Below are 22,555 nucleotides of genomic sequence, written 5' to 3' on the forward strand. Positions count from 1 at the left end.
CACCTGTACGGAAACCCACACGATATGTCAGTCGGGCGCACCCAGTCGCGCACTCGCGGCCTTCGCAAACGCGGCCAGCTTGCTCGCTGGCGCACCTTCCGGCGACGGATCCAGACCGTCGTCCGTACCGATCAGCGTCACCACGGCGACGATCTCCCCGCGCGCACCGAACACGGGTGCCGCCATGGCGTCGATGCCCGGCACCATCAGACCCTGCACGACGGAAATGCCAGAGCGGCGGATCGAATCCAGACGTGCCCACAGCGGTGAAGCGGAATCGCGCAATTGCGCCTGCAGATCGGCGGGCTCGCGGGCGGCGTCGACATCGCGTTCTTCGGCCGGCAACCACGCTGCGAACATCAGCCCCGTCGCGGAACGCAGCAACGGCATCTTCGCACCGGGGCGCGTCAGCACCGTCACTTCGCCGAGCGTCTCCAGCACGCGCACGACCGTCGCGCCCTGGCTGCCCCATACCGCGACGAAACAGGTGTGCCCCGTCTCGTCGCGCAACTCGGGCAGCAGTTCGGAGATACTGCCCACCACGTCGATCTGCGCGAGCGCCGCCATGCCGATCTTGATCGCTTCCGGGCCGAGCGTGTAGCGACCCGACTGCTTTTCCTGCGCCGCCAGCCCGCTTGCGATCATCGCCTGCAAATAGCGATGCGCTTTTGCCGGCGCCATACCCGCTTCTTCGCTGAGACTGGACAGCGACGCAGCAGGCCCCAGACGGGCGAGTGCCTTGAGGATTTCCGCACCGATCTCAGCCGACTGGACCGTCTGGCGGCTCGAAGTGCGCGTAGGACTGTTGGACATATGCAAGCATGATTTCTGGATGAAACCAGAACTTACGCGATCGGCATAGTGTTACGCAAGTCACCCGCGCACCCGGTTTGCGCCGGGATCAGAACCGGTGCCGCAGCGCCGCGCGCAGCAGGAACTGATGATTGTTCGACGAGGCGCCCAGATTCGCGATATCCGCCACGGCCGCCGCACCTGTCGACGACGTGCCCGACGCACGCTGCCATGCGCCTTCGAGGTAGACGTCGGTGCGCTTGGACAGCAGATAGTCGGCCATCAGGCTGACCTGGTTGTAGTGCTGGTTGCCAACCGCGTTGCCGTTGACCATCGTCACCTGATGACCCTTCAGGTAGTCGTACGCGACACTGAACGCGAGGTACGGGTTGTACAGGTACTTCGCCGCGAAATCGATATTGTCGAAGCGCGCTGTCTTGTCGACGAACGTGGTGCCGAGATTCGCGTATTGCGTGTTCGAATACGATGTCGTCAGCGTGACGGGGCCGATCGTATAGCCGCCGCCGACGATCGCCGTCTGGTAAGCCGCCGCGCTCGCGTAGCCCTTGTTCAGCGACTGCGACAGCGTGGTCGCGCCGTTCGCGTTGTCGGTGAAAAGGCCCGAACCGGCTGTCGCCGAAGTCGGATTCTTGAAGTATTCGAACGCCGCGCCGAACAGCACCGGGCCGCGCACATATGAAAAGCCGAGCGAATAGCCGCTATTGGCCGTCGTATTGCCCGCCACGCCGCCAACGCTGTACTCGCCGCCAAACGTCAGGCCCGCGTAGTTCGCGCTCATGTAGCGCACCGCGTTGTTGATGCGGATCGTATTGCCCGTGTTGTCGAGATCGCCCGGATGCAGGAACGGTGCCGAGCCAGCCTGCGAACCCGCCGACGTCAGCGGCTGACCGAAGTAGAACATCATGTCGTACTGGCGGCCGAAGGTCAGGCTGCCATACTTGTCCGACTTCATGCCGACGAAGATCTGCCGCCCGAACAGCGTGCCGCCCTGCGCCGCCGCACCGCTGTTCAGGTTGATGCCCGATTCGAGCGTGAAGATCGCTTTCAGGCCCGCGCCGAGATCTTCTGAACCCGTCAAGCCCCAACGGCTGCCATTGATGCCGCCCGTCGAGTCGAGAAACACCTTCTTGCCGCCCGTCGCGCCGCCCGTATTGCTCTGATACATGATGCCTTCGTCAAGGATGCCGTAAATCGTCACCTGGCTTTGCGCATGAGCGAGTGGCGCGAATGCACCGGCCGTCGCGCAGCCGAGCATGATTTTCGTGATTTTTTTCATTGCAGATTCCTTTATTTTATTTGGATTACTGATTGACGACACTGCTGCATCCCATGCGTGGAACACGGCAGCGAGATCTCCTTGGGACTACCCGGCACGCCTGTCGCACACAGCGATAAGGCGTCACGAAGCCGCGGCGTCAACCGGTTCGCAAAAACCGGTATGACGTCGCTGCGTCGTTGAGTTCGAGGTGTTGTCGCTGGACGTGCGCATCCGCGCGGGAAGCCGATTGGTCTTCCCTGCCGGGTCCAGCGCTGCGGCTTCGCGCCGTGCGGGCTGCGCGCCCGCCTTGTTTAGGGCGCGGGGTGTTGCGTCGTGATCATCGACTCACGGTCACAGAAACGCGCGTGCCATGCGGCGAGCGCTGCGTGCTTGCGCCAGCCTTCATCGGGAAAGCGCAGGTCGAGATACGAGAGCGCGCACGCAATCGAGATCGTGCCGATATCGACGCGCTCGCCGAAAGCGGGCACCCATGATTCCAGTTGCGCGAGCGTCGACACGATCTTCTCGTGCTGACCGTCGAACCACGGCTGATAACGCAGGCCATCGGGACGTATCACCTGTTCGTAGCGCATCAGCAGCGCCGCTTCGATCATGCCGTCGGCGAGCGCCTGTTCGCGCAGACTCTGCCAGCGCGCTGCGCCGTTCGCAGGGAAAAGCCGCGGCTGTGCAGCCGTTGCGTCGAGGTATTCGCAGATCACGCGGCTGTCGTAGAGCACATTGCCGTCGTCGGCGAAACAGGTCGGCACCTTGCCGAGCGGATTGATCGCGACGATGGTCTGATCGCGCGTCACCGGGTGCGCGGAGCTGGGCAGACGCTCGACGTCAATGCCGAGTTCAGCGGCGCACACCAGTACCTTGCGTACGAAGGGAGAAAAAGGCGAGTAATAGACTTGCATGAATGCGGTTCTCGAATAGTTGTGGGTTCAGCGCTGATGCAGCGCGTAATCGGCACCGTGGCGATGCGTCAGATAACCGGCCGTCAAACCACCGTCGATATCGAGCACCGTGCCCGTCACATACGACGCGGCATCCGACAGCAAAAAAGCGATGCCTTGCGCGACCTCTTCCACCTGCGCAAAGCGGCCGAGCGGCGTGCGATCCAGCATCACGTCTTCGCGGAAGTGATCGGGTACGCCGACGGTCAGCATCGGCGTATCGACGCCATTCGGCGCGACGGCATTCACGCGCACGCCGCGATTGCCCCATTCGCTCGCGAGACTCTTGACGCGGCCGCCGAGACCCCACTTCGATGCCGCGTAATTCGCGCGCCCCGGCTGTCCACCCCTGGCCGTGATCGACGCGAGACACACGATGCTGCCGCGTCCACGCGGCAGCATCGCCGACGCGGTCGCCTTGCAGGTCAGAAACGTGCCGCGCAGATTGATATCGAGTACGAGGTCCCACTGTTCGGCGCTCATCGCTTCGGCGGGTGCGCTGCGTGCGAGTCCTGCGCACGGCACGACATCCGTAATGGCGCCGAGCGTCGCTTCCGTCTCGGCGACGAATGCCTGTTGCGCCGCTTCGTCGCGCACGTCGAGTACGGCGCCGAGAAAGCGCGCGTCGGGCCCCAGGCTGTCGTGCAAGGCCGCGAGTCCCGCTGCGTTCTGGTCGGCGGCTGCGATTGCGACGCCTTGCGCGGCCAGCAGACGGCACACGGCTGCGCCGATGCCGCTCGCGGCGCCCGTCACGAATGCGACGCGTGGCAGCGCCTGAGGTTGATTCAAACTATGTTGCGTCATGCCAGCGCCTCCCGACGCACCGTTTCGTTTTCGCTGATCGTGATGCCGGCGATATAGCCGAACGTCAACGCGGGGCCGAGCGTGATGCCCGCTGCCGGATACGTGCCGCCCATGATCGAGTTCATGTCGTTGCCGCACGCGTAGAGACCTGGAATCGGCATGCCATCCGCGCCCGTCACGCGCGACTTCGCATCCACATCGATACCCGTCGCGCTGCCGATGTCGCCCGGCGTGATCTGCACGGCGTAGAACGGCCCGTCGGTGATCGGGCCGAGACAGGCATTGGGCTTGTTCGATGCATCGCCGAGATAACGGTCGTATGCGGACAGGCCACGGCCGAAGTCGAGATCCTCGCCGCTTGCTGCCGCCCGATTCATGCGCGCTACGGAGTCGGCAAGCGCATCGGCGGGCACGCCGATCAGGCTGGCCAGCGCGGCCACCGTCGGCGCACGTTTCAGATATCCAGAACGCAGGAAGCGATCCAGCGACGCAGTATGGGGCCGCACGAGACCCATGCCATAGCGCTTGAGGAACGTGCTGTCGCAGATCAGCCATGCGGGAATGCACGGCGTCTTCTCATGCTCGCGATGCATCGACGTGACGAACTCGTGATACGACGACGCCTCGTTTGCAAAGCGCCGCCCCGCAGCGTTGATGGCCATGATGCCGGGCTTCTGACGATCGGTGACGAGGTGCGGAAAGACCGTTTCCGCGCCGTTCGCATCACGCAGGATCGACCCCGGCGTCCAGAACGCCGCACCGACATTGCCTGTCGCGAGACGCGCACCGAGACGCATGGCAAGGCGAGCGCCGTCGCCGCTATTGCTGACAGGCGACATCGAACGATGGATGTCGGCGTGCGGAACCAGCATCTTGCGCAGCTTCAGATCTTGCGGAATACCACCCGTGGCGAGCACGACTGCACGGCGCGCCTTCACGTCGACGAGTTTGCCGTGCTGGCGGACACGTACGCCCGTCACGCGATCGCTTTCATACAACAATGCTTCGACATCGGCTTCGCGTTCGAGCGCGATCTTCGCGTCGACAGCGGACTTCAGCAGGCGTGCGGCAAGTGCATTGCCGAGCAGCAGACGCGTGCCGCGCGGCCACTTCAGACGATCCATCGCGTAACGGCCGATCAGCGCGAGCGAATGGCGCAGCGACGCCACGTTTCGATGCATCGACAGCAACGCGTCGATGTCCTTGCGGTTCACCATCATCCCGCCGAGCGCGAGGAAGCTATGCAGCGGCCGGCGCAGCGCGCCGAACAGCGGACCGAGCTTGCGGCCATCGAACGGCGCGGGGTCGATCGTGCGTCCGCCCTGCGAGGCGCCTTCACGCTCCGGCTGATAATCCGGCGACACGGGACGCGCGATGAAGTGCACGTCCGTGTTCGCTTCCATGAAGCGCACCATGTCCGGACCGTGCGTCAGAAACGCGTCGATCATGTCGGGCCGCAGCGCGGCGCCGACTGTCGCTTGCAGATATTCGATTGCCCGCTCGCGCGAGTCGTCTTGGCCGACGCCCTTCATGTGCATGTTCTGCGGAATCCACACCGCACCGCCCGACACGGCCGTCGATCCGCCGAAGTATTCCGTCTTCTCCAGCACGAGCACCGATAACCCGCGCGCCTTGCATGTGAGCGCCGCGCTCAGGCCACCTGCGCCCGAGCCGACCACGATCACGTCGTATTCGCTATCCATGAGTATTCCCCGTTGCACGGGCGCGCCCTTTACGCCGCGCCCGTAGCGTTCCTGTTACTGCATCCGGTAGCCGCCGTTGACGTCGATCGTCGTGCCCGTCTGGTAGCTCGCGCCTTCCGAGACCAGGTACGCGACGGCGTCGGCAACGTCTTCCGGCAAGCCGATACGGCCCAGCGGAATCGCCGCTGCCGCTTCGCTGTCGCGCTCCTGTGACAGCGACTGGCGCAGCATCGGCGCGTCGATCAGGCCCGGCGCGACCGAGTTGACGGTCACGCCCTGCAGCGCGAGTTCGCGCGCCAGCGCCTTCGTAAAGCCGATCACGGCCGCCTTGCTGGCGATGTACGCAGCATTCGACCGGTAGCCGCCCAACTGCGCCGTCACCGACGAAATCGTCACGACGCGGCCAAACGAGCGGCCTTCGGGCAGACGACGGGCGAATTCGCGGCAGGTCAGAAAGCAGCCCGTCTGATTGATCGTGACCGTGCGCTGCCAGTCGGCGAGCGAGATCTCGGTGATCAGCGGACGCTGGCCGTCCGGCTTGAAGAACAGCACGCCCGCGCCTGCCACGAGAACCTCCGGGCGGCCCGCTGCTTCTGTCACGTGGTCGAACGCGCGCTGCACGGAGACTTCGTCGGATACGTCGATGGCAAGGCCGAGATGGCCGTCGCCGGGCAGCGAAGCGGCGACGCGCGCCGCGGCGGCGGCATCCAGATCGGCAACGGCCACACGATGACCCGCGTCGGCCAGATAGCGGCAGATCGAGGCACCGATGCCGCCCGCGCCTCCCGTGACGAGCGCAGTGTGACTAGCGGAGGCTGGCGTGTGATTCATGGTTGTTTCTCTTGAGTGCTCGTTGATAGGGGCGCCTGGGTCGGTGCGCGCATCAGGCCGCAACCGAGCGGGCGCGCGTCATGTCGCGATGACGCTGATAGGCGGGCAGCAACAGCAGCAGCGCGATGGCACCGATCAGCACGAAGCCGCCCATCGTCGCGATCGCCACCTTGAAACTGCCGCTCGTCTGCGTGAGCCAGCCGATGATGGCGGGACCGAAGAAGCCGCCCAGATTCGCCACGGCATTGACGAAGGCAAGCGCGGCGGCGGCAGCCGTGCCGCTGTAGAACATCGTCGGCAGGGTCCAGTAGGCGGGCATGCAGGCAGAGAGGCCGATCATCGCGACACAGAAGCCGGACATCGCGATTGCGGGACTATCGAGATTGCTCGCGGCGACCACGAACGCGACACAGGCCAGCAGCAGCGGATAGATCACGTCGGACAGACGCATCGCCCGGCGGCGGCAACGGCGCGCCCACAACAGCATCGCGATCGCACCGAGCAGGTTCGGCAGCGCGCTCAGCAGACCGACCTGCAGCGTCGTCACGTGGAAGGTCTTGATGATCTGCGGCAGCCAGAAGCCCGCGCCGTAGAAACCGATCACGAAGCACACGCCCGTGAAGGTCACCACCAGCGTGCGCCAGTCGCACAGCGTCTTGAACACATGCGCGGCGCTATGCGGATCTCCGTGCGCGCGGTCTTCTTCCTGCTCGCGGTCGATCTTCGCCTGCAGCCAGTCACGCTCGGTGGGCGTCAGCCAGCGCGCCTGCGACGGGCGTTCGAGCAGCACGCGCCACGTGACGATGCCGAGGATCACGGCGGGAATGCCTTCGACCACGAACAGCCAGCGCCAGCCCGGAATGCCCGCGACGCCGTCGAAGGCCTGCAGGATCAGCGACGACACCGGCCCACCGATAGCCGCCGCGATCGGCAGCGACATCATGAAGCGCGCGATGATCTGCGTGCGGTGTTCGCGCGGGAACCAGAAGGTCAGGAAGAACAGCACGCCCGGAAAGAAGCCTGCTTCGCTGATGCCGAGCAGAAAGCGCACGAGGTAGAACGAGTTCGGGCCGGTGATCAGCGAGGTCGCGAGCGTCACGAGGCCCCAGACGATCATGATGCGCGCGAGCCAGACCCGCGCGCCGAAACGCACCATCATCAGATTGCTGGGCACCTCGAACGGCAGCATGCCGATGAAGAAGATACCGGCGCCGAGCCCGTACATCGCGGGCGTGAGGCCGATTTCATGGTTCATCTGCAAGGCCGCGAAGCCGACGTTGGTGCGGTCGATATAACTGACGATGTACAGCAGAAACAGAAATGGAATCAGTCGCCACGCTGTCTTCTTGAGGACGGCGGCTTCTTCGATTGCGTTCATGGGCGTCTCCTTGCGGCGCGGCTCGTACCGGCTGCGCCATGTTGTCGTTGAGCGTGTGGTTGGTATGTGTGTTGCCGTATCAGAGCGCGGCGGTGCCGCCCAGCGATTTACCGCCATCGACCATCAGGATCTGGCCGGTGATGAAATCGGTTTGCGGCGAAGCCAGAAATGCGACCGCATTCGCGATGTCTTCAGGGCGCGCGGCGCGGCCCGTCGGCTGCAACGCGAGCTGCGCGGCGCGGCGTTCGGGCGTGAGCGCCTGAAGCATCGGCGTATCGACCAGACCGGGCGCCACTGCGTTGACCAGAATGCCCTGCCCGAGCAACTCCATCGCCATCGCGCGCGTCAAGCCAACCACGGCAGCTTTCGCCGCTACGTAATGCGCATGATTGCGCGCGCCGAGATACGCACGCGACGCGATATTCACGATCTTGCCACCCGACGGCAGCCGCGTGGCCGCGTGTTGCGACAGGCGAAACAGCGCCACCACATTCAGATCGTAGTGACGGTTGAAGTCGTCGGCGCTCAGATCCATGAAGGCGCGCTCGTCGAACACGCCCGCGTTGTTGATCACGGCGTCCACGCGCGGCAGCCGGGCGACAAAGCTGCTCACCGACTGCTCGTCGCGCAGGTCGACCACGGCGCCTTCCGCCGAGCCGCCCGCTTCCTGCACGCTCGTGATCACGCTATCGAGCGCCTTGCCGGAGATATCGACGGCGGCGACGTGGAATCCGTCTGCGGCGAGGCGCCGCGTGAGCGCGGCGCCGATGCCGCCTCCTGCGCCTGTGACGATGGCGACGGGCTTCGACTGGCCGACCGGCTTGTTTCGTTGGGTTTGCATCTCTTCTCTCGTTTAGCGTAATTCGTTACGCAAAGCGTAAATTTACCATCAAACCGTGACAATGCGCAAAAACCCTGGCGAGCAGATGCTGGACCCGGCACGGCGAGCGCGCGGGTTCCAGATAGGGAGGGAGAGGATGCGATCCGGGGATTCGTACGGATCGGCAACGGATGGACGTGGGCCCGACGGGTGGATGAGCGTGGATTTAATTTATGCAGATCGCGTGAACATCTGCTCGAATGTATGCGCCCGTTACCGGCTGCGCTTACCAACGTTTCGGCAAGTACTTTTAACGGCAATTGCAAAACGAATTGTCAAATGAACATACTTGTGCGAATTGAAAAATCGAATGCAATCTGCGACCAGCGTTATAGAGAATAGGTATTGCAATGAATTGCAATAGTTAGCCGCCTCGGTTGACAAGCTTTCTTCTCAGGTAATCCGCGCGCCGATCTGAGAGAGATGCTTATCTGTTCTACGACAGCACAAAGCATCATTTGGCAAAAAACCAAAAAGCATAAAATCGAATTTCCTCTAAATTTCTTACGAGATATTCCGTAATAGGCAATGCGTGCGCCGAGGAACCTGCATATGCAGGTGCGCCGCAAACTACAATATCTACGGAAAACAAAGAATGAAAACGAAATACACGGGAATGTCTATCGCGGCTACAGCCATCATGCTGGCAGCTTGTGGCGGTGGTGGCAGTGGCGGTTCAACGGGATCGTCGGCCGCAACGCAGACCACCTCCCCACCGCAAACAACCACAGTCGGTGACTGGATCTATCAAGGCTCGGCGCCGACCATTACGGGCGTGAGCGGAACGGTCGCAGCCGTGTTCATACCCGACTCGTTGACGGGAAATAGCCTCACGGGGTCCATGTTCAACGCAGCGAATGCCCCATTGAGCAGCCAGGTACAGCAAGCAAACTATGGTGGCGCGTTCACGACCCTCTCCGCCATCACCGGGCCCGCAATCTCGCTCACCAAGCACAGCACGATCGCCGATATCAACGGCGTGGGCGGCTACATTGCCATCGGCCGGTGGACGCATGGTTCGGACTCGAGCGGCGGAAACTACACGGCAAATCAGGGCGCACATTACGCAGTAGGCTCGCCGCTCACGCTGACAGCGAGCGCGGGTAGCCTTTCCTGTACCAACCTGATGGCGACCTCACCCTCCTCTGCGACGGGCAGCGTCGCTCCGGGTTCGCTTGTGTCCGCATCGGCAACACTCGATCTGACGACCCTCAGCCTCGTGAATTTCAACGCAACGGTCACCATCGGTTCGGATACTGCAGCGACCATCACGAAGGCAAGCGCGATGGCTGCAGGAACGTCGATGGGCGGCGGCGTCACGACCGCGTCGCAACCGATGGGCAACGACATCACGAAGCCTCTGCTCGCCGTTGCGTACGGTGGGCATCTGCCCAACACAGGCGACGTGAACGGCCTCGTGGTGCTCTCCTGCCAGTAATCGACAACGCGCCCGCGAGGGCACCGCTTTAACCATTCAACGGTTGGGAAGGTTGCGCCAGCATCCATGGCGCGTTGTGCATGCCCACCATCTTTAGCGGCTGGGCATGCGCACATGAACATCCTTGGCCCGATCACGTGGAGTGTGCAACGCAGAAAAGCCGTACCCGGTTTTTCTGTTCATGCACATATCAATACGACGAATAGAGCCGCCAAACCCGAACCAATCATCTGCTCAAAACACTCACGATTGCTTTGGCGCGACGTACGCGTACCAAACACCTGCAGAAAACGGTTGCACATGCAAACTTAAAGGCGAGTGGGTCTTACCGAACATTACGCAATGATGCTGAACGGTAGCTTTTAGTTATCAGCGGCAAACACGCTCAAGTGCTTGCCCAACATAACATGTGCCGCTCGCACAAGAATGTATTGGAGACCAGGATGACACGAATCACCATTACTCATCTTTCGGGTTCCAAGGCTAATCAAACCGAGTCTTTCGAAATGGAACGCTTCGAGGAACTGATACTCGGTCGCGATCCTGCCGCCACCATTGTGTTCGACCCTCAGCGCGACGACCTCGTCAGCCGACAGCACGCGGCAATTCGTATCACCAAAGACACCCCACCTAACTATCTGCTCGGCGATAAAGGCAGCAGCAACGGAACCTTCCACAATGGACGGCCCGTTAAAGGCGAAGTGACGCTTGCACCCGGCGACACGATCGAACTGGGCGAAGGCGGCCCACGGCTGTCGCTCGACCTCGAGCCGCGACCGCTCCCCGCTGTGCCGCCCACGCGACTGAACACGAAAGCACTCGACGAGACGCGCATATCCCGGCCATCCGCCGCGACAAGACCGGCAGCCAGTGCCACGGGTGCCGCAAAGACGGCTGGCGACACGTCCACCGCAAAATCCACTGCCCGCCCCACCGAAAAGCCCGCTGACAACCGCGTCGGCAAGGAAACGGTGATGCGCATGATGGATCAGCAACGCCGCTCGACCAGCCGCAAGATCGCAATCGGCGGCGGCATCGCCGTGGTGCTGATCGGCATCATCGTTGGCGCGCTGATTCACTTCGGCGTGCTGTTCGGCAAATCGCCGAAAGAGATCGTCGCTGAGTTCGGCGATGCAACTGTGGTCGTCGAAGCGCATTACCGGATCATCGACAAGTCCACAGGCCGTCCGATCTATCAACGAACCTGTGTACTCGACAATTCACCGCTGCCATGCTTTCTGCAATTCGACAACGGACCCGTCATGCGCTGGCTCACTGTCGACGATGACGACCATCGCGGCCTGCCCATCGAAAGCGCGGGTTCCGGCAGCGGCTTCATCGTGAACGACAGCGGCTTCATTCTGACCAACAAGCACGTTGCGCAGGGCTGGCGCGTGCCGCAATGGGACAACTTCGGCGTCGAAGCCGGCATCCTCATCAATCTCGTTCAGGGAAAGTTGCAGATCGGCCGCTTCAACCCGATGAACTTCGCAAGCCTGCGCGGATGGGATTTCGACAACCCGGTCAAGCTGATTCGCCCGGACTTCCGGGTACCTGGAGGCATGGGGTTCAGCATCGCGTCGGATGCGATGCTCGACGGTCGTAACGAAAGCCTCACCGTGCGCTTCCCGAATACGCGCGACAGCATCGACGCGCAGCTCGTCAAGGCATCGGCAGACGCGGACGTTGCGGAGATCAAGATCGCGTCCTCGCAGAAACTGCCGACGATCAACCTTGCTTCAGTCGGATCGCGGCCATCGGTTGGCGAACGTGTGATTGTGCTCGGCTATCCCGGCATTTCCGAGCAGAAGGTAGCGATTATCCAGTCAAGCGAAGGTGGCAAGATCAAGGAACGGATGGAAGTAATTCCGCAGCCGACGGTGACGGAGGGCATCATCGCCAACCTCGGTGACGCGGTGAAAACGGAAAAGAACGTCCAGACCTTCGACACGCTCGGTGACGTGTATCAACTGACGGTCACGGCTACGGGTCACGGCAATAGCGGTGGCCCGGTGTTCAACAGCGACGGCAAGGTGATCGGTCTGTTCACTTACTCGCGATCGCGCGGAGACGAGCGTGTCACGTTCGCGGTACCGATCCAGTACGGGCTTGATCTGCTGCTTCATTAACCGACGACGCACGTGCCATGTGCCCGCCCCGGCCCGCTACCACCGAACCGACACGGCTGGTGGTCAGCTGCGCGATGCTGAGTGACGTCGGCTGCGTGCGCGACCACAACGAAGATGCCGTGGGCTGCATGATCCCGCGCAGCGAGGACCCGTTCGCGTTGCGCGGCGCGCTTGCCGTTATCGCCGATGGCATGGGCGGTCACGCGGCGGGCGAAGTGGCGAGCCAGATCGCGTTACGTACGATCCTGCACGACTACTATCGCGATCCCGCGGCTCCCGCCGATGCGCTCTACAACGCGCTCGTCGCGGCCAACGCAGCGATCGTCGAGCGCGCTACGCTCGAACCCGACCTCGATGGAATGGGCACGACCTGCAGCGTAGTCGCGGTGATTGGCGACGTCGCGTATATCGCGAACGTCGGCGACAGTCGGATCTATCTGCTGCGCGAGGAAACGCTCACGCAACTGACTGACGACGACTCGCTCGTCGCGGAGATGTTGCGTGACGGCTTGCTGAGCGCCGAGGAAGCCGAACAGCATCCTGACAAGAACGTGATATTGCGCGCGCTCGGCACCCACGACTTCACGCCGACCATTCATGCGGACGGGCATCAGCTGCTAGCGGGCGACAGATTGATGCTATGCACCGACGGCATCAGCGACCAGATCGATCACGCGATGCTCGAATCCGTGGTCGCGCGTCTTGCCCCAATCGACGCATGCAGCGAACTGATCGAACTCGCACGCCGCGCGGGCGGAATCGACAACGCGTCGGTCGGCATCATCGAACTGCAACCTGCCGCAGCGGGCACGGAGTCCGCGCCGCACTCGACGCGCTCGCGTCGTGCGTACGGTACCTGATCGACACACTGGACTTGCCCATGTCACCCAGACAGATAGGCCACTACGAGATTCGCTCACTGCTCGGCCGGGGCGGTATCGGCGAGGTGTACTGGGCATTCGATACCGAACTGGAACGCGATGTTGCGCTCAAGACGCTGCGTCCCGAGTTCAGTCTCGACCGTTCGTTCCTCGACCGCTTCCGCACGGAAGCAACCAGCCTCGCCAAGCTCAATCATCCCAACATCGCCACGCTGTATTCGCTGTTCAAGGATGGCGACACGATGTGCATGGTGATGGAACTGGTGCGCGGACACACCCTTGAAACTGTATTGCAGCGCACCGGCCAGTTCAGCGTACAGGACAGTCTCGCGGTTATCGCGCAGGCTGTAGCGGGGCTCCGGTACGCGCACCGCATGGGTGTGATTCATCGCGACATCAAGCCGTCGAATCTGATGCTGACGGATGCCGGCGTGCTAAAGATCATGGACTTTGGTATCGCGCGCATTCAAGGCTCGCAACGCCTGACAAGGCAAGGTGACGTAGTCGGCACGCTTTCGTACGCGCCACCGGAACAATTGCGTGGTCATGAAGGCGACGGACGCAGCGATCTCTACAGCCTTGCCACCGTTCTCTACGAAATGTTGTCGGGCCGACTGCCGTTCAACGCGACGAGCGAATACGAACTGATGCGTGCGCAGGTCGAAACATTGCCGCCTACGCTGGAAGGTCTGTGCCGCGATCTCGACGCAAACGTCGAAGATGCGCTGATGCGCGCGCTGGCCAAAGCACCCGAAGACCGCTTCGGCACAGTCGAGGAATTCGGCCGCGCACTGGGCGCGACGGCGCTCACAGCCGACGCGCCCGACATGCTGCGCGACGGCTTGCTGCAATCGATGGACGAAGCGGAACAGGTCGGCACGCGTCTGGCGAACCCACGCTACGCGAAGCCTGACGACACATCGAACGAAGACGCGCACGATCCGCCGCAAAGCGCAGCCCGGAACACCGGCGTCGAGACGGACTTCGTGATGGACAACGCCACGCGCTTGCAGACCGCTCGCGTGGATGACACATCGCAGGGCAATGGCACATCGTCCATTCAACCCAGGAAATCGCCGACGCTGATGTATGCGGGCGCAGGCGGCGCAGTCGTAGTCGCAGCCGTCGTGCTGTTCTTCGTGTTCCGGCCGCATCCGGCGCCCGTGTCCGATACGGATTCCAACACCGGCGAGAGCGCGCAACACATCGTGCTGCATAACACCGCGCCGCCGCCCACACCCGTCAACGTGCCGCCCATCTCGCTGCTTCCGCCTGCCAGCGCACCAGACAGCGGCGCGGCAGCGCAGCAGCCGGCGCCAGACCTGCCAGGCAATGTCGATCAGGTGCTGGACTCGGGCGCGTTGATCGTCGGCGGCAAGGTCGTCAATCTGTTCGGCGTTCGCGGCGAAGACGGACGCCCGGCGCAAGCGATGCAGCGCTATCTGAAAGGACAAGGCAACCAGTTGCAGTGCTTTGCAAAGGGCAAGGCATTTCAGTGCCTGGCGGGCGGCGAGGACGTGGCAGAACACGCATTGCGTAATGGCTGGGTGCGCGCCCGCGAAGGTGCACCCGCGCAATACACGAATGCAGAGCATGAGGCCCGCAAGGTACGTGCGGGCGTCTGGGCCATGTAGTCGAAACATAACCGTATCGGCGATGACTCGAAGCGGCTCGCCGGCAAAGGAGACCTCAATGAAAACCTGGATTTTGCTGGCAGCATCCAGCATGTTGCTCGGATCGGTGCTCGCTGGTTGTGCGCAGGACGGCAGCGGTGGCATGAGCAAGACATCGCAGGGCGCACTGATCGGCGGCGCAAGCGGTGGCCTGCTGGGTGGAATCTTCGGTCACAACGGTACGTCAGCCGTGATTGGCGCCGCTGCGGGTGCTTTGCTCGGCGGAATCATCGGCAAGGAAATGGATGATCGCGACCGTGAAGCACGCCAGGCTGCCTTGCAACAGGCACTGCAAACCTCGCAGAACAATCAGCCACGCCAGTGGAAAAATACGAAGACGGGTCATTCCGGCACGATCAAGCCGTTGAACGGCTACGCTAAATCGCCCAGCGCACAAACCTGCCGCGACTTCACCGAAACCTATCAGCGTGACGGCAAGCAATATGAGCAAACATCGAAAGCATGCCGCAACGCTAATGGCGAATGGCAACTTGCAAGCCAATAGTCCAAGGTTGTCGACAGCTGCGATTAGGCTTCTGCCCGGATGTCGTCAATGGCTCGCCAGCCTGGCGATCGTAGGGTACGGCATGTTCTGCAGTGGCGGCATCAGCCACGCAGGCGAACTCAAGCCATTCGATGTACGACGCCTGGAACCCGCAGTCGGCGGTGACATCTCCGGCAGCAAGCCGCCGGGTAAGCAGGCCGCGCGCGCTGGCCTGCTGCGCAGTGGCACGGCCTTTTTCGTGAGCCGCACCGGCGAGATGCTGACAAGCGCACACGTGGTTCAAGGATGCAAGCGTATCAACGTCTGGCCCGGCGAAGAGCCTCCCATACAGGCGACCTTGATCGCAGTAGACAAAGACCTGGATGCGGCCCTTCTGTCCACGGATCGCCCGGTTGACATGATCGCCGAGCGGACCGGCCAATCCGTCGGAACCGGTGCGTCGATCTACACAATCGGTTTCGCTCTCACTGCTTCGTCGCCACGCGTACCTGTCATCACCCGCGGTGACGTCAATGGGACTGTGGAAAACAACGGACGCCGACTTCTCGTATTGCGAGCGGCGCTGCATGAAGGTAACAGCGGCGGCCCGGTGGTGGACGCCAAAGGCGTTCTGCGCGGCATGATCATTGGTCGTTACGCCGACCGGCCCGAGTTGAGTGTGGCGGTTCGCGCGCAAGACCTCGCGCGTTTTCTAGGATCCGATCACGGCGACATGTCCGCCCTTCCGCCACATCCTCCCGTCGCATTGAAAGTTTCGGCTCGGTTGAAGCAGATAGCGGCGCTTGTCCAGTGCGAAAAGTGAAGGTTGTTTGTTATCTGGATACGGGGTTGTGTATCGAACGACCTTTGACGACATCAACAAGTCGCGTGTCATGATGCTCTCAGTTATGAGAGCCCCGTAACGGTTCCTTGCTACAGTCGCCTTTATTGATTTCCACTCGCCGTTTGCGTAGCAAAGTCATCCGCCTTGACCGAGCGAAACAACTTGGTCAGAAATCAGTAGACCGCGATTACTTCGACAGCACGGCAACAGCTTTGATTTCCACGATGTAGCCTGCCGAACCGCCCAACATATGCGCGCCTACCGCGGTCCACGCGGGCAAGGGGTGGACATTAAGGTATCGGTCTCGCACTTCCATGAAAAGCGTAAGGTCGCGCATGTCCGTATGAAAAGTGGTGACGTCGACGACATCCGCAAGCGTGCCTCCAGCTGCCTCGAGCACCGCCTTCAAATTTTCGAAAGCCTGCACAATCTGCGCTTCGCGCTCTTCCACCAGTTTCATGTTGGCGTCACGGCCAATCTGGCCTGAGAAGTAGACGGTGTCGCCAACTTTGACAGCCGGGGCGTAGCGGATTTTTTCGTACACCGCTTCCATCCCGACAGGAACAATGGCTTTGCGTTCATTCATTTTCGCGTCTCCTGATTGTTCTTCATCCGGTTTAACCGTTGTCGCCACCAGCAACTGGCAGCACCGCGCCGGTGATGTAACCCGCCTCGTCAGATGCAAGAAAAAGAATCGGCGCGATTTGCTCGTCGAGCGTGCCGTAACGCCGGAAGAAGGTCGATTCAGTCACCTGCTTCACCGCTTCGCTCATCCACGCTTTTTCCTGTTCGTTGTCTCCGGCCTCATTGCGGGGTACGCGTCTTGGCGGAGCCTCGGTGCCGCCCGGTGCCGTCGCAACCACACGAATATTCTGCTCACCGTACTCCATGGCAAGCGATTGGGTCATCGCGTTGACGCCGCCCTTGGCCGCCGAGTAAGGCACGCGGCGGATACCCCGCGTGGCGTTCGATGAGACGTTGACGATCGTTCCTCGACCTTGTGCGAGCATGTGCGGCAGCACCGCATGGCACGCATAGAGGGTAGGCATCAGCGAACGGCGAATTTCGGCATCAATCTGCACCGGTTCAAACTCTGCATACGGCCGCATGCGAATCGCACCGCCCACGCCGTTGACGAGAATGTCGATCCGGCCAAACTTCTGTACAGCGAATGCCATCGTGGAGGCGGCGCCTGCATAGGTCTCGAGGTCCGCAACGAATCCCGCAGTGTCCGCACCAGTCGCTTCGGCTGCAACCTCGGAGACGAAGCCGGCACGATCGACAAACAGTACCTTTGCGCCTTCTGCAGCCGCACGGAGCGCGCCGCCACGTCCAATACCCTGCGCGGCCCCAGTGACGACCATCACCTTGCCTTCAAATCTTCGGGCGTTCATGAGTCACCGTGCCACGTTAGGAGTGAATTTCTCGTAGTGGAAGCTGTTTGGCTTCACGCCGTTGTCGTCGAAATATTTGCGTACCGCGTCGACCATGGGCGGCGGACCGCACAGGTAGACATCCACATCGCCGTCGTTCAGGCACTCGGGAGGCATGTGTTGCGTCACCCAGCCCTTTCGCGGATGACTGGACTGCTCTTCGGCGACAACAGTACTGAACGTGAAATTCGGCAGCTTTTCTGCATACGCCTGAACGGCTTCGACCAGCACCAGGTCGAGGTCCCGCGTGACACCGTAGATGAGATGCACCTTCTGCTGCGAGTTCGCACGGACCAGCACTTCGAGCATCGACAGGAACGGCGCCAGGCCCGTACCGCCCGCCAGAAACAGTAACGGCCGCTCGACCGTGCGCAGATAGAACACGCCCATCGGTCCCGTCAGCTCAACCTTGCTTCCCGGCTGCGCGGATTCGAGCCATGTGCTCATTACGCCGCCTGGAATCTTCTTGATGAGAAAGCTGATTTTCGATTCGCCAGGCGTAGACGAGAATGAGTAGGAGCGATGCTGGCCACTGCCGGGCACGTCAATGTTGACGTATTGACCGGGCAGGAAGACGGGCGAAGCACCGTTCACGTCCAGCTCAAGCACGACGGCTGCGTCGTTGTGCTGTTCGACTTTCGTGACCGTCGCTGCGAACTTGTTGTGTTCGGTCTTGCATGACGTCGACGAGGCCGGCACTGCGATGACGCAATCGCTTTCGGGCACCATCTGACACGTGAGCACGAGACCGCTTTCTTTTTCGTCGTCGCTCAGCGCATCTTCGATGTAGTCATCACCCAGATCGTAACTGCCACTTTCCGCGCGACACTTGCAGGTGCCGCACACGCCGTCGGAGCAATCCATCGGCAAGTTGATTTTGGCCCGGAAGGCGGCATCGAGAACCTTCTCGCCTGCCTTGCATTCGACGAAACGGGTAACGCCGTCTTCGAAGTTCAGTGCAATGTTGTAACTGGACATGTTGCCTCCTGCTTACTGTCTCATTCCGACCGTTTGCATCAGACGTGGTAGACGTCGAGTACTTGTCGGATATAGTCGTTCTTCAGTGCAATCTTCTTGCTGGAAATCAGCAAACGGTCGTCGACCTTGCGGAACGTGACGTAGATGGTGCCGAAGAATTGATCGGTAATCTTGTAACGATGATTCAGCGTGTTGAAGTTGTATCGAACATCGACTTCATTTGCGCGCTCGCCAAGCACTTCCACATTGGTGACGTTGTGGCTGGTGCGCGGTTCCGGCATCGACGCGCCGCTTCGCTCGGTCTTGATGCGGAACACGCGGTCTTCAAGGCCACCGCGGTCCGGGTAATACATAAGCGAGATCTGGCTCTGCGGGTCCTCAGTGAGCTTGTCGTCGTCATCCCACGCGGGCATCCAGTAGGTCACGTCCTCGGTGTAGCACGCGAGCCACTCGTCCCACTGGCGGTCATCCAGGAAGCGTGCTTCCTGATAGAGCGCGCTACAGATCTGCTGATAATCGAAGTTCATGCCGTCGCCTCCGCCTGTTCCTTTTGAAGGGCTTCGCGCATCACCTGCGCCCAATATTCGTGTTGAACCACGAAAAGACCTTCGTCTTCACTGCGCTCGCCCGAGATGAGCGGATTCAAACCCATGCCCTTCGCGTTCTCATCGGGGCCATGGACCCACAGCGGTGCACCGCGCGACATGTCGTTCCACATTGATGTCGTCTGGCCGTAACCCGCCTGGCAGGCGCGGAATTCTTCGAGGTCGTCGCTCGTGCCCATCCCCGACACGTTGAAGAAATCTTCGTACTGGCGAATGCGAATCGCGCGGCTTTCTGCGCTTTCCCCCTTCGGCGCGAAGCAGAAGATGCTGACTTCGGTTTTATCGACGCTCAGCGGACGAACCACGCGAATCTGCGTGCTGAACTGATCCATCAGGAAGACGTTCGGATACAGGCACAGATTGCGAGTCTGATTGACGATATAGTCCGCTTTCTCTTCGCCAACTCGCGCGGCGATTTCTTCACGATGCTGGTAAACCGGACGGACCTCCGGGTTCATCGTTTTTGTCCACAGCAAAATGTGGCCGTGTTCAAAGCCATAGACGCCGGCAACGGATTTGCTCCAGCTATTGGCATCGACGGCTTGGGTCCCTTCGACCTTGCGCCGGCCCATCGTCGCGGCATAATTCCAATGAACAGTGCTGACGTGGTAACCGTCGCAGCCGTTCTCCATCTGCATCTTCCAGTTGCCTTCGTAGATGTATGAGGAGTTGCCTCGCAATACTTCCAATCCATTCGGCGCCTGGTCGACAATCTGGTCAATAATGACCTTCGTCTCTCCGAGGTACTCTTCCAGCGGAATCACATCCGGATTCAGGCTGCCGAACAGAAAGCCCCGATAGCTCTGGAAACGGGGTACCTTTTTCAGGTCATGAGAACCGTTGGTATTGAACTGGATGGGATATTCAGTGGTCTTTCCGTCCTTCACCTTCAGCAGCTTGCCCGTGTTCGCGAAACTCCAGCCGTGAAACGGACAGGTGAACGTGCCCTGGTTGCCGTGCTTGCGGCGGCACAACATTGCGCCTTTGTGCGCACAGGCATTAATAACCGCATGCAATTCACCGGTCTTGTCGCGTGTGACGACGATCGGCTGGCGTCCAATCGACGTGGTGTAGTAGTCGTTGTTGTTGGACACCTGGCTTTCATGTGCGAGGTAAACCCAGTTGCTCTCGAAGATGTGCTTCATCTCGAGATCGTAAAGATCAGCGTTGGTGAAGATGTCGCGGCGGCACCGGAAAACACCGTTCTCTTTGTCGTCTTGAACGGCGCCCTGCAGCAGTTCGTCGAGTTGCTTAACCTTTTCGATAGTGGCGGACATATTAGTGCTCCTATGCATGCTCCAAGGTTTAAGGGAGCGTTGCATGCAGTTGAAGTTTTCGCGAGGAAGTAACCGGCGGCTGGTGACGTTAGCCGCCGCGTGATCGTTTATGCCGCGGAAGAGACTCGCGGGCGCTGAACAAGCTGGTTGTCCTTGCCCTCAACCAGTGAAGTCAACTCAATGTTGAATTCAATTTCCTTGTAGGCGTCGGCCTTGAGCCCCAGAGCAATGCCTCCCGTTTTATCGATCACGTGAGGAACCAGTTCTTCTCGAGTCGCATAGGCGAAGTCGTCCCAGATCAGCGGGTCGCCTTCGATATTGATCTGCGTCGTGAGCTTGCGGTTTTTTTCCGAGGTGACGAAAAAGTGAACATGTGCCGGACGGTTGCCGTGACGGGCGAGAGCGTTCAGCAACTGCTGTGTGGCGCCGTGCGGCGGACAGCCATAGCCCACCGGCATGAGGGTACGAAATTCATACTTACCCTCGGCGTCTGTCCTGACTGCACCGCGCAGATTGAATTCGGTCTGGGCGCCTGTCGGGTCGAAGTGTGAATAGAATCCCTTCGAGTTGGCATGCCAGCACTCGACAATGGCATTGGCAACGGGCTTGTCGTCGGGACCTGACACGATGCCGCGGATGACGAGCGGGCCGGCGTCTTCGTCGGGATTGATGTCGATCCTGGATACGCCATCGCGCACCGGAGCACCGCCGACATACAGAGGACCTTCAATGGTGCGCGGCGTGCCGCCGTGAATGTCGTCTTCGCGGTCCGCAGCGTCCATCCGGATGTCGAGATACTTCTCCAGACCCAGTCCGGCCGCCAGCAGTGCAGCCTCGCCGTCTTGTCCGAGCTTGTTGAAGTAGGTGACGCCAGCCCAAATCTCGTCGGGCGTCATGTCGAGGTCGTCGATGGCTTTGAACAGGTCGCTTAGCAAGCGATGGGTGATCTGCTTCGCACGCGCGTTGCCGTCCTGACCCGTGAGATTTGCGGCAACCTTCAACAAGTCCTGAACTTCTTTCGTGTCGAACACTTTGACGCTCATGTCTGCTCCTGAAATCTTCCTGGTATAGTGGGGTTAACCCTCGCCAATCGCCTTCCCTCTTATGTTCACAAGGTATAATCGGGTGTCGAACTAGCGTGTAAATGCAGGATAGTGGACCTCCGAACCGCCAGTCCAACACTGTTTTAGTATCGGTCCATATCTAAGAGGTATTGAGATGGAATTGCGTCACCTTCGTTATTTCGTCGCGGTAGCGGAGGAGCGGAACTTCACGCGCGCCGCAGAACGGCTGAACATCGCGCAGCCGCCCTTGAGCCGGCAAATACAGCAGCTGGAAGAGACGCTTGGCGTCCAGCTTCTCGAGCGTGGCTCCCGGCCGCTCAAGTTGACGGAGACCGGCAAATTCTTTTATTCCCACGCCGCGCAACTGTTGGCGCAGACGGCAGACCTTGAATCGATGACGAGGCGGGTCGGGAGTATCGCGCGGACGTTCTCGATTGGCTTCGTGGGGTCCACGCTTTATGGGTTGCTCCCGAAAATCATCCGACGTTTTCGCGATGAAAACCCGACCGTTGAGCTGACGCTTCATGAGATGTCGACGATGGACCAGCTTCGGGCGCTCAAGGATGGGCGCATCGATGTGGGATTCGGGCGTATCCGGAACGAGGACGCAAACATTCGTCGGGTTGTTCTGCGGGAAGAAAAGCTGATTGCCGCGCTTCCACAGGGACATCCGCTGACACTCGCCAAGCCTGTTTTATCGCTACGCGACCTGCTCAACGAAACCTTGATTGTTTTTCCGAAGTCGCCGCGTCCAAGCTACGCAGACCAGGTATTGGCCGCATTTGAGGACCGTGCACTCGAGCCGCGTCGAGTCTACGAGGTGCGGGAGTTGCAGATCGCGCTCGGATTGGTGGCGGCTGGAGAGGGCATTTCACTCGTTCCAAGCAGCGTCTACGGATTGAAGCGGGACGACGTCAGTTACATGGAGCTCGACGACCTCACGCTTGTCTCTCCAATCATCATGAGTATGCGGGCACTTGATGAATCACGGGATATACGGGAAATCCTTGAGCTGATCTATCGGCTTTACGAGGAGCTGCACATTCCCTATGTCCCGCGGGTCGACCGGGGTGAACGCTAACAATTCATACCCGATAAGTATGGCGCTAGACGTGGAAGGTGTTGG

General features: G+C 60.9%; 21 protein-coding genes. 7 read left to right on the plus strand and 14 right to left on the minus strand.

The features are described 5' to 3' along the window. Positions 1–27 precede the first annotated feature (27 nt). The 8 genes from DK391_RS01075 to DK391_RS01110 all read right to left on the minus strand — a co-directional run bounded on the left by DK391_RS01075 (position 28) and on the right by DK391_RS01110 (position 8,584). Positions 28–813 (minus strand): IclR family transcriptional regulator, encoded by a 786-nt coding sequence (locus DK391_RS01075; protein WP_109476124.1) that lies wholly within the window; start codon positions 811–813, stop codon positions 28–30. Between the two features lie 88 nt (positions 814–901). Beyond that, entirely contained in the window at positions 902–2,089 is a 1,188-nt protein-coding gene (locus DK391_RS01080) for a porin (RefSeq protein WP_109476125.1), read from the minus strand. Between the two features lie 293 nt (positions 2,090–2,382). Continuing rightward, positions 2,383–2,988: a glutathione S-transferase family protein gene (locus DK391_RS01085; RefSeq protein ID WP_109476126.1), complete on the minus strand. Its 606-nt coding sequence runs from the start codon at positions 2,986–2,988 to the stop codon at positions 2,383–2,385. Between the two features lie 27 nt (positions 2,989–3,015). After that, positions 3,016–3,831, minus strand: a complete 816-nt coding sequence (locus DK391_RS01090) for an SDR family NAD(P)-dependent oxidoreductase (RefSeq protein WP_109476127.1) — start codon at positions 3,829–3,831, stop codon at positions 3,016–3,018. Continuing rightward, positions 3,828–5,534: an FAD-dependent oxidoreductase gene (locus DK391_RS01095; protein WP_109476128.1), complete on the minus strand. Its 1,707-nt coding sequence runs from the start codon at positions 5,532–5,534 to the stop codon at positions 3,828–3,830. Before DK391_RS01095 ends, DK391_RS01090 begins: the two co-directional genes overlap by 4 nt. Positions 5,535–5,588: 54 nt before the next feature. Further along, positions 5,589–6,365 (minus strand): SDR family NAD(P)-dependent oxidoreductase, encoded by a 777-nt coding sequence (locus tag DK391_RS01100; protein ID WP_109476129.1) that lies wholly within the window; start codon positions 6,363–6,365, stop codon positions 5,589–5,591. Positions 6,366–6,417: 52 nt separating this feature from the next. Then, the gene (locus DK391_RS01105; protein ID WP_162600632.1) at positions 6,418–7,743 is read right to left on the minus strand and encodes an MFS transporter; all 1,326 of its coding nucleotides are present in this window, start codon (positions 7,741–7,743) and stop codon (positions 6,418–6,420) included. A 79-nt stretch (positions 7,744–7,822) separates the two neighbouring features. Beyond that, positions 7,823–8,584 carry an SDR family NAD(P)-dependent oxidoreductase gene (locus tag DK391_RS01110; protein WP_109476131.1) on the minus strand — a complete coding sequence of 254 codons (762 nt, stop codon included), beginning with the start codon at positions 8,582–8,584 and terminating at the stop codon, positions 7,823–7,825. 634 nt (positions 8,585–9,218) lie between these two features. Between DK391_RS01110 and DK391_RS01115 the strand changes: the two genes are divergently transcribed. The 6 genes from DK391_RS01115 to DK391_RS01140 all read left to right on the plus strand — a co-directional run bounded on the left by DK391_RS01115 (position 9,219) and on the right by DK391_RS01140 (position 16,051). After that, on the plus strand, positions 9,219–10,061 hold the full coding sequence (locus DK391_RS01115) for a hypothetical protein (protein ID WP_109476132.1): 843 nt from the start codon (positions 9,219–9,221) through the stop codon (positions 10,059–10,061). 506 nt (positions 10,062–10,567) lie between these two features. After that, positions 10,568–12,190 carry a trypsin-like peptidase domain-containing protein gene (locus DK391_RS01120; protein ID WP_162600633.1) on the plus strand — a complete coding sequence of 541 codons (1,623 nt, stop codon included), beginning with the start codon at positions 10,568–10,570 and terminating at the stop codon, positions 12,188–12,190. Between the two features lie 74 nt (positions 12,191–12,264). After that, the gene (locus tag DK391_RS01125; protein ID WP_162600634.1) at positions 12,265–13,050 is read left to right on the plus strand and encodes a PP2C family serine/threonine-protein phosphatase; all 786 of its coding nucleotides are present in this window, start codon (positions 12,265–12,267) and stop codon (positions 13,048–13,050) included. A gap of 20 nt (positions 13,051–13,070) precedes the next feature. Continuing rightward, positions 13,071–14,705 (plus strand): serine/threonine-protein kinase, encoded by a 1,635-nt coding sequence (locus DK391_RS01130; protein WP_162600635.1) that lies wholly within the window; start codon positions 13,071–13,073, stop codon positions 14,703–14,705. 58 nt (positions 14,706–14,763) lie between these two features. Continuing rightward, entirely contained in the window at positions 14,764–15,249 is a 486-nt protein-coding gene (locus tag DK391_RS01135) for an RT0821/Lpp0805 family surface protein (RefSeq protein WP_162600636.1), read from the plus strand. 82 nt (positions 15,250–15,331) lie between these two features. After that, positions 15,332–16,051, plus strand: a complete 720-nt coding sequence (locus DK391_RS01140) for a serine protease (RefSeq protein WP_204117263.1) — start codon at positions 15,332–15,334, stop codon at positions 16,049–16,051. A gap of 208 nt (positions 16,052–16,259) precedes the next feature. On the opposite strand, the gene DK391_RS01145 is transcribed toward DK391_RS01140, so the two are convergent. The 6 genes from DK391_RS01145 to catA form a co-directional block, all read right to left on the minus strand. Next, a complete protein-coding gene (locus DK391_RS01145) occupies positions 16,260–16,658 on the minus strand; it encodes a RidA family protein (protein WP_109476138.1) in 399 nt (132 codons plus the stop codon). A 31-nt stretch (positions 16,659–16,689) separates the two neighbouring features. Beyond that, positions 16,690–17,466 (minus strand): benzoate diol dehydrogenase BenD, encoded by a 777-nt coding sequence (benD, locus tag DK391_RS01150; protein WP_109476139.1) that lies wholly within the window; start codon positions 17,464–17,466, stop codon positions 16,690–16,692. A 3-nt stretch (positions 17,467–17,469) separates the two neighbouring features. Then, on the minus strand, positions 17,470–18,483 hold the full coding sequence (gene benC / locus DK391_RS01155) for a benzoate 1,2-dioxygenase electron transfer component BenC (RefSeq protein WP_109476140.1): 1,014 nt from the start codon (positions 18,481–18,483) through the stop codon (positions 17,470–17,472). A 38-nt stretch (positions 18,484–18,521) separates the two neighbouring features. Beyond that, positions 18,522–19,010, minus strand: coding sequence for a benzoate 1,2-dioxygenase small subunit (benB, locus tag DK391_RS01160; protein WP_109476141.1), 489 nt, complete (start codon positions 19,008–19,010; stop codon positions 18,522–18,524). Further along, positions 19,007–20,365, minus strand: coding sequence for a Rieske 2Fe-2S domain-containing protein (locus DK391_RS01165; protein WP_109476142.1), 1,359 nt, complete (start codon positions 20,363–20,365; stop codon positions 19,007–19,009). Before DK391_RS01165 ends, benB begins: the two co-directional genes overlap by 4 nt. Positions 20,366–20,472: 107 nt before the next feature. Beyond that, a complete protein-coding gene (gene catA, locus DK391_RS01170) occupies positions 20,473–21,408 on the minus strand; it encodes a catechol 1,2-dioxygenase (RefSeq protein ID WP_109476143.1) in 936 nt (311 codons plus the stop codon). A 175-nt stretch (positions 21,409–21,583) separates the two neighbouring features. On the opposite strand from catA, the gene DK391_RS01175 reads away from it, so the two are divergent. After that, complete coding sequence (locus tag DK391_RS01175; protein WP_109476144.1) at positions 21,584–22,510, plus strand: LysR family transcriptional regulator; 927 nt, start codon at positions 21,584–21,586, stop codon at positions 22,508–22,510. Positions 22,511–22,555: the final 45 nt, after the last annotated feature.

Source organism: Paraburkholderia sp. C35, from assembly GCF_003121405.1.
Lineage (GTDB): Bacteria > Pseudomonadota > Gammaproteobacteria > Burkholderiales > Burkholderiaceae > Paraburkholderia.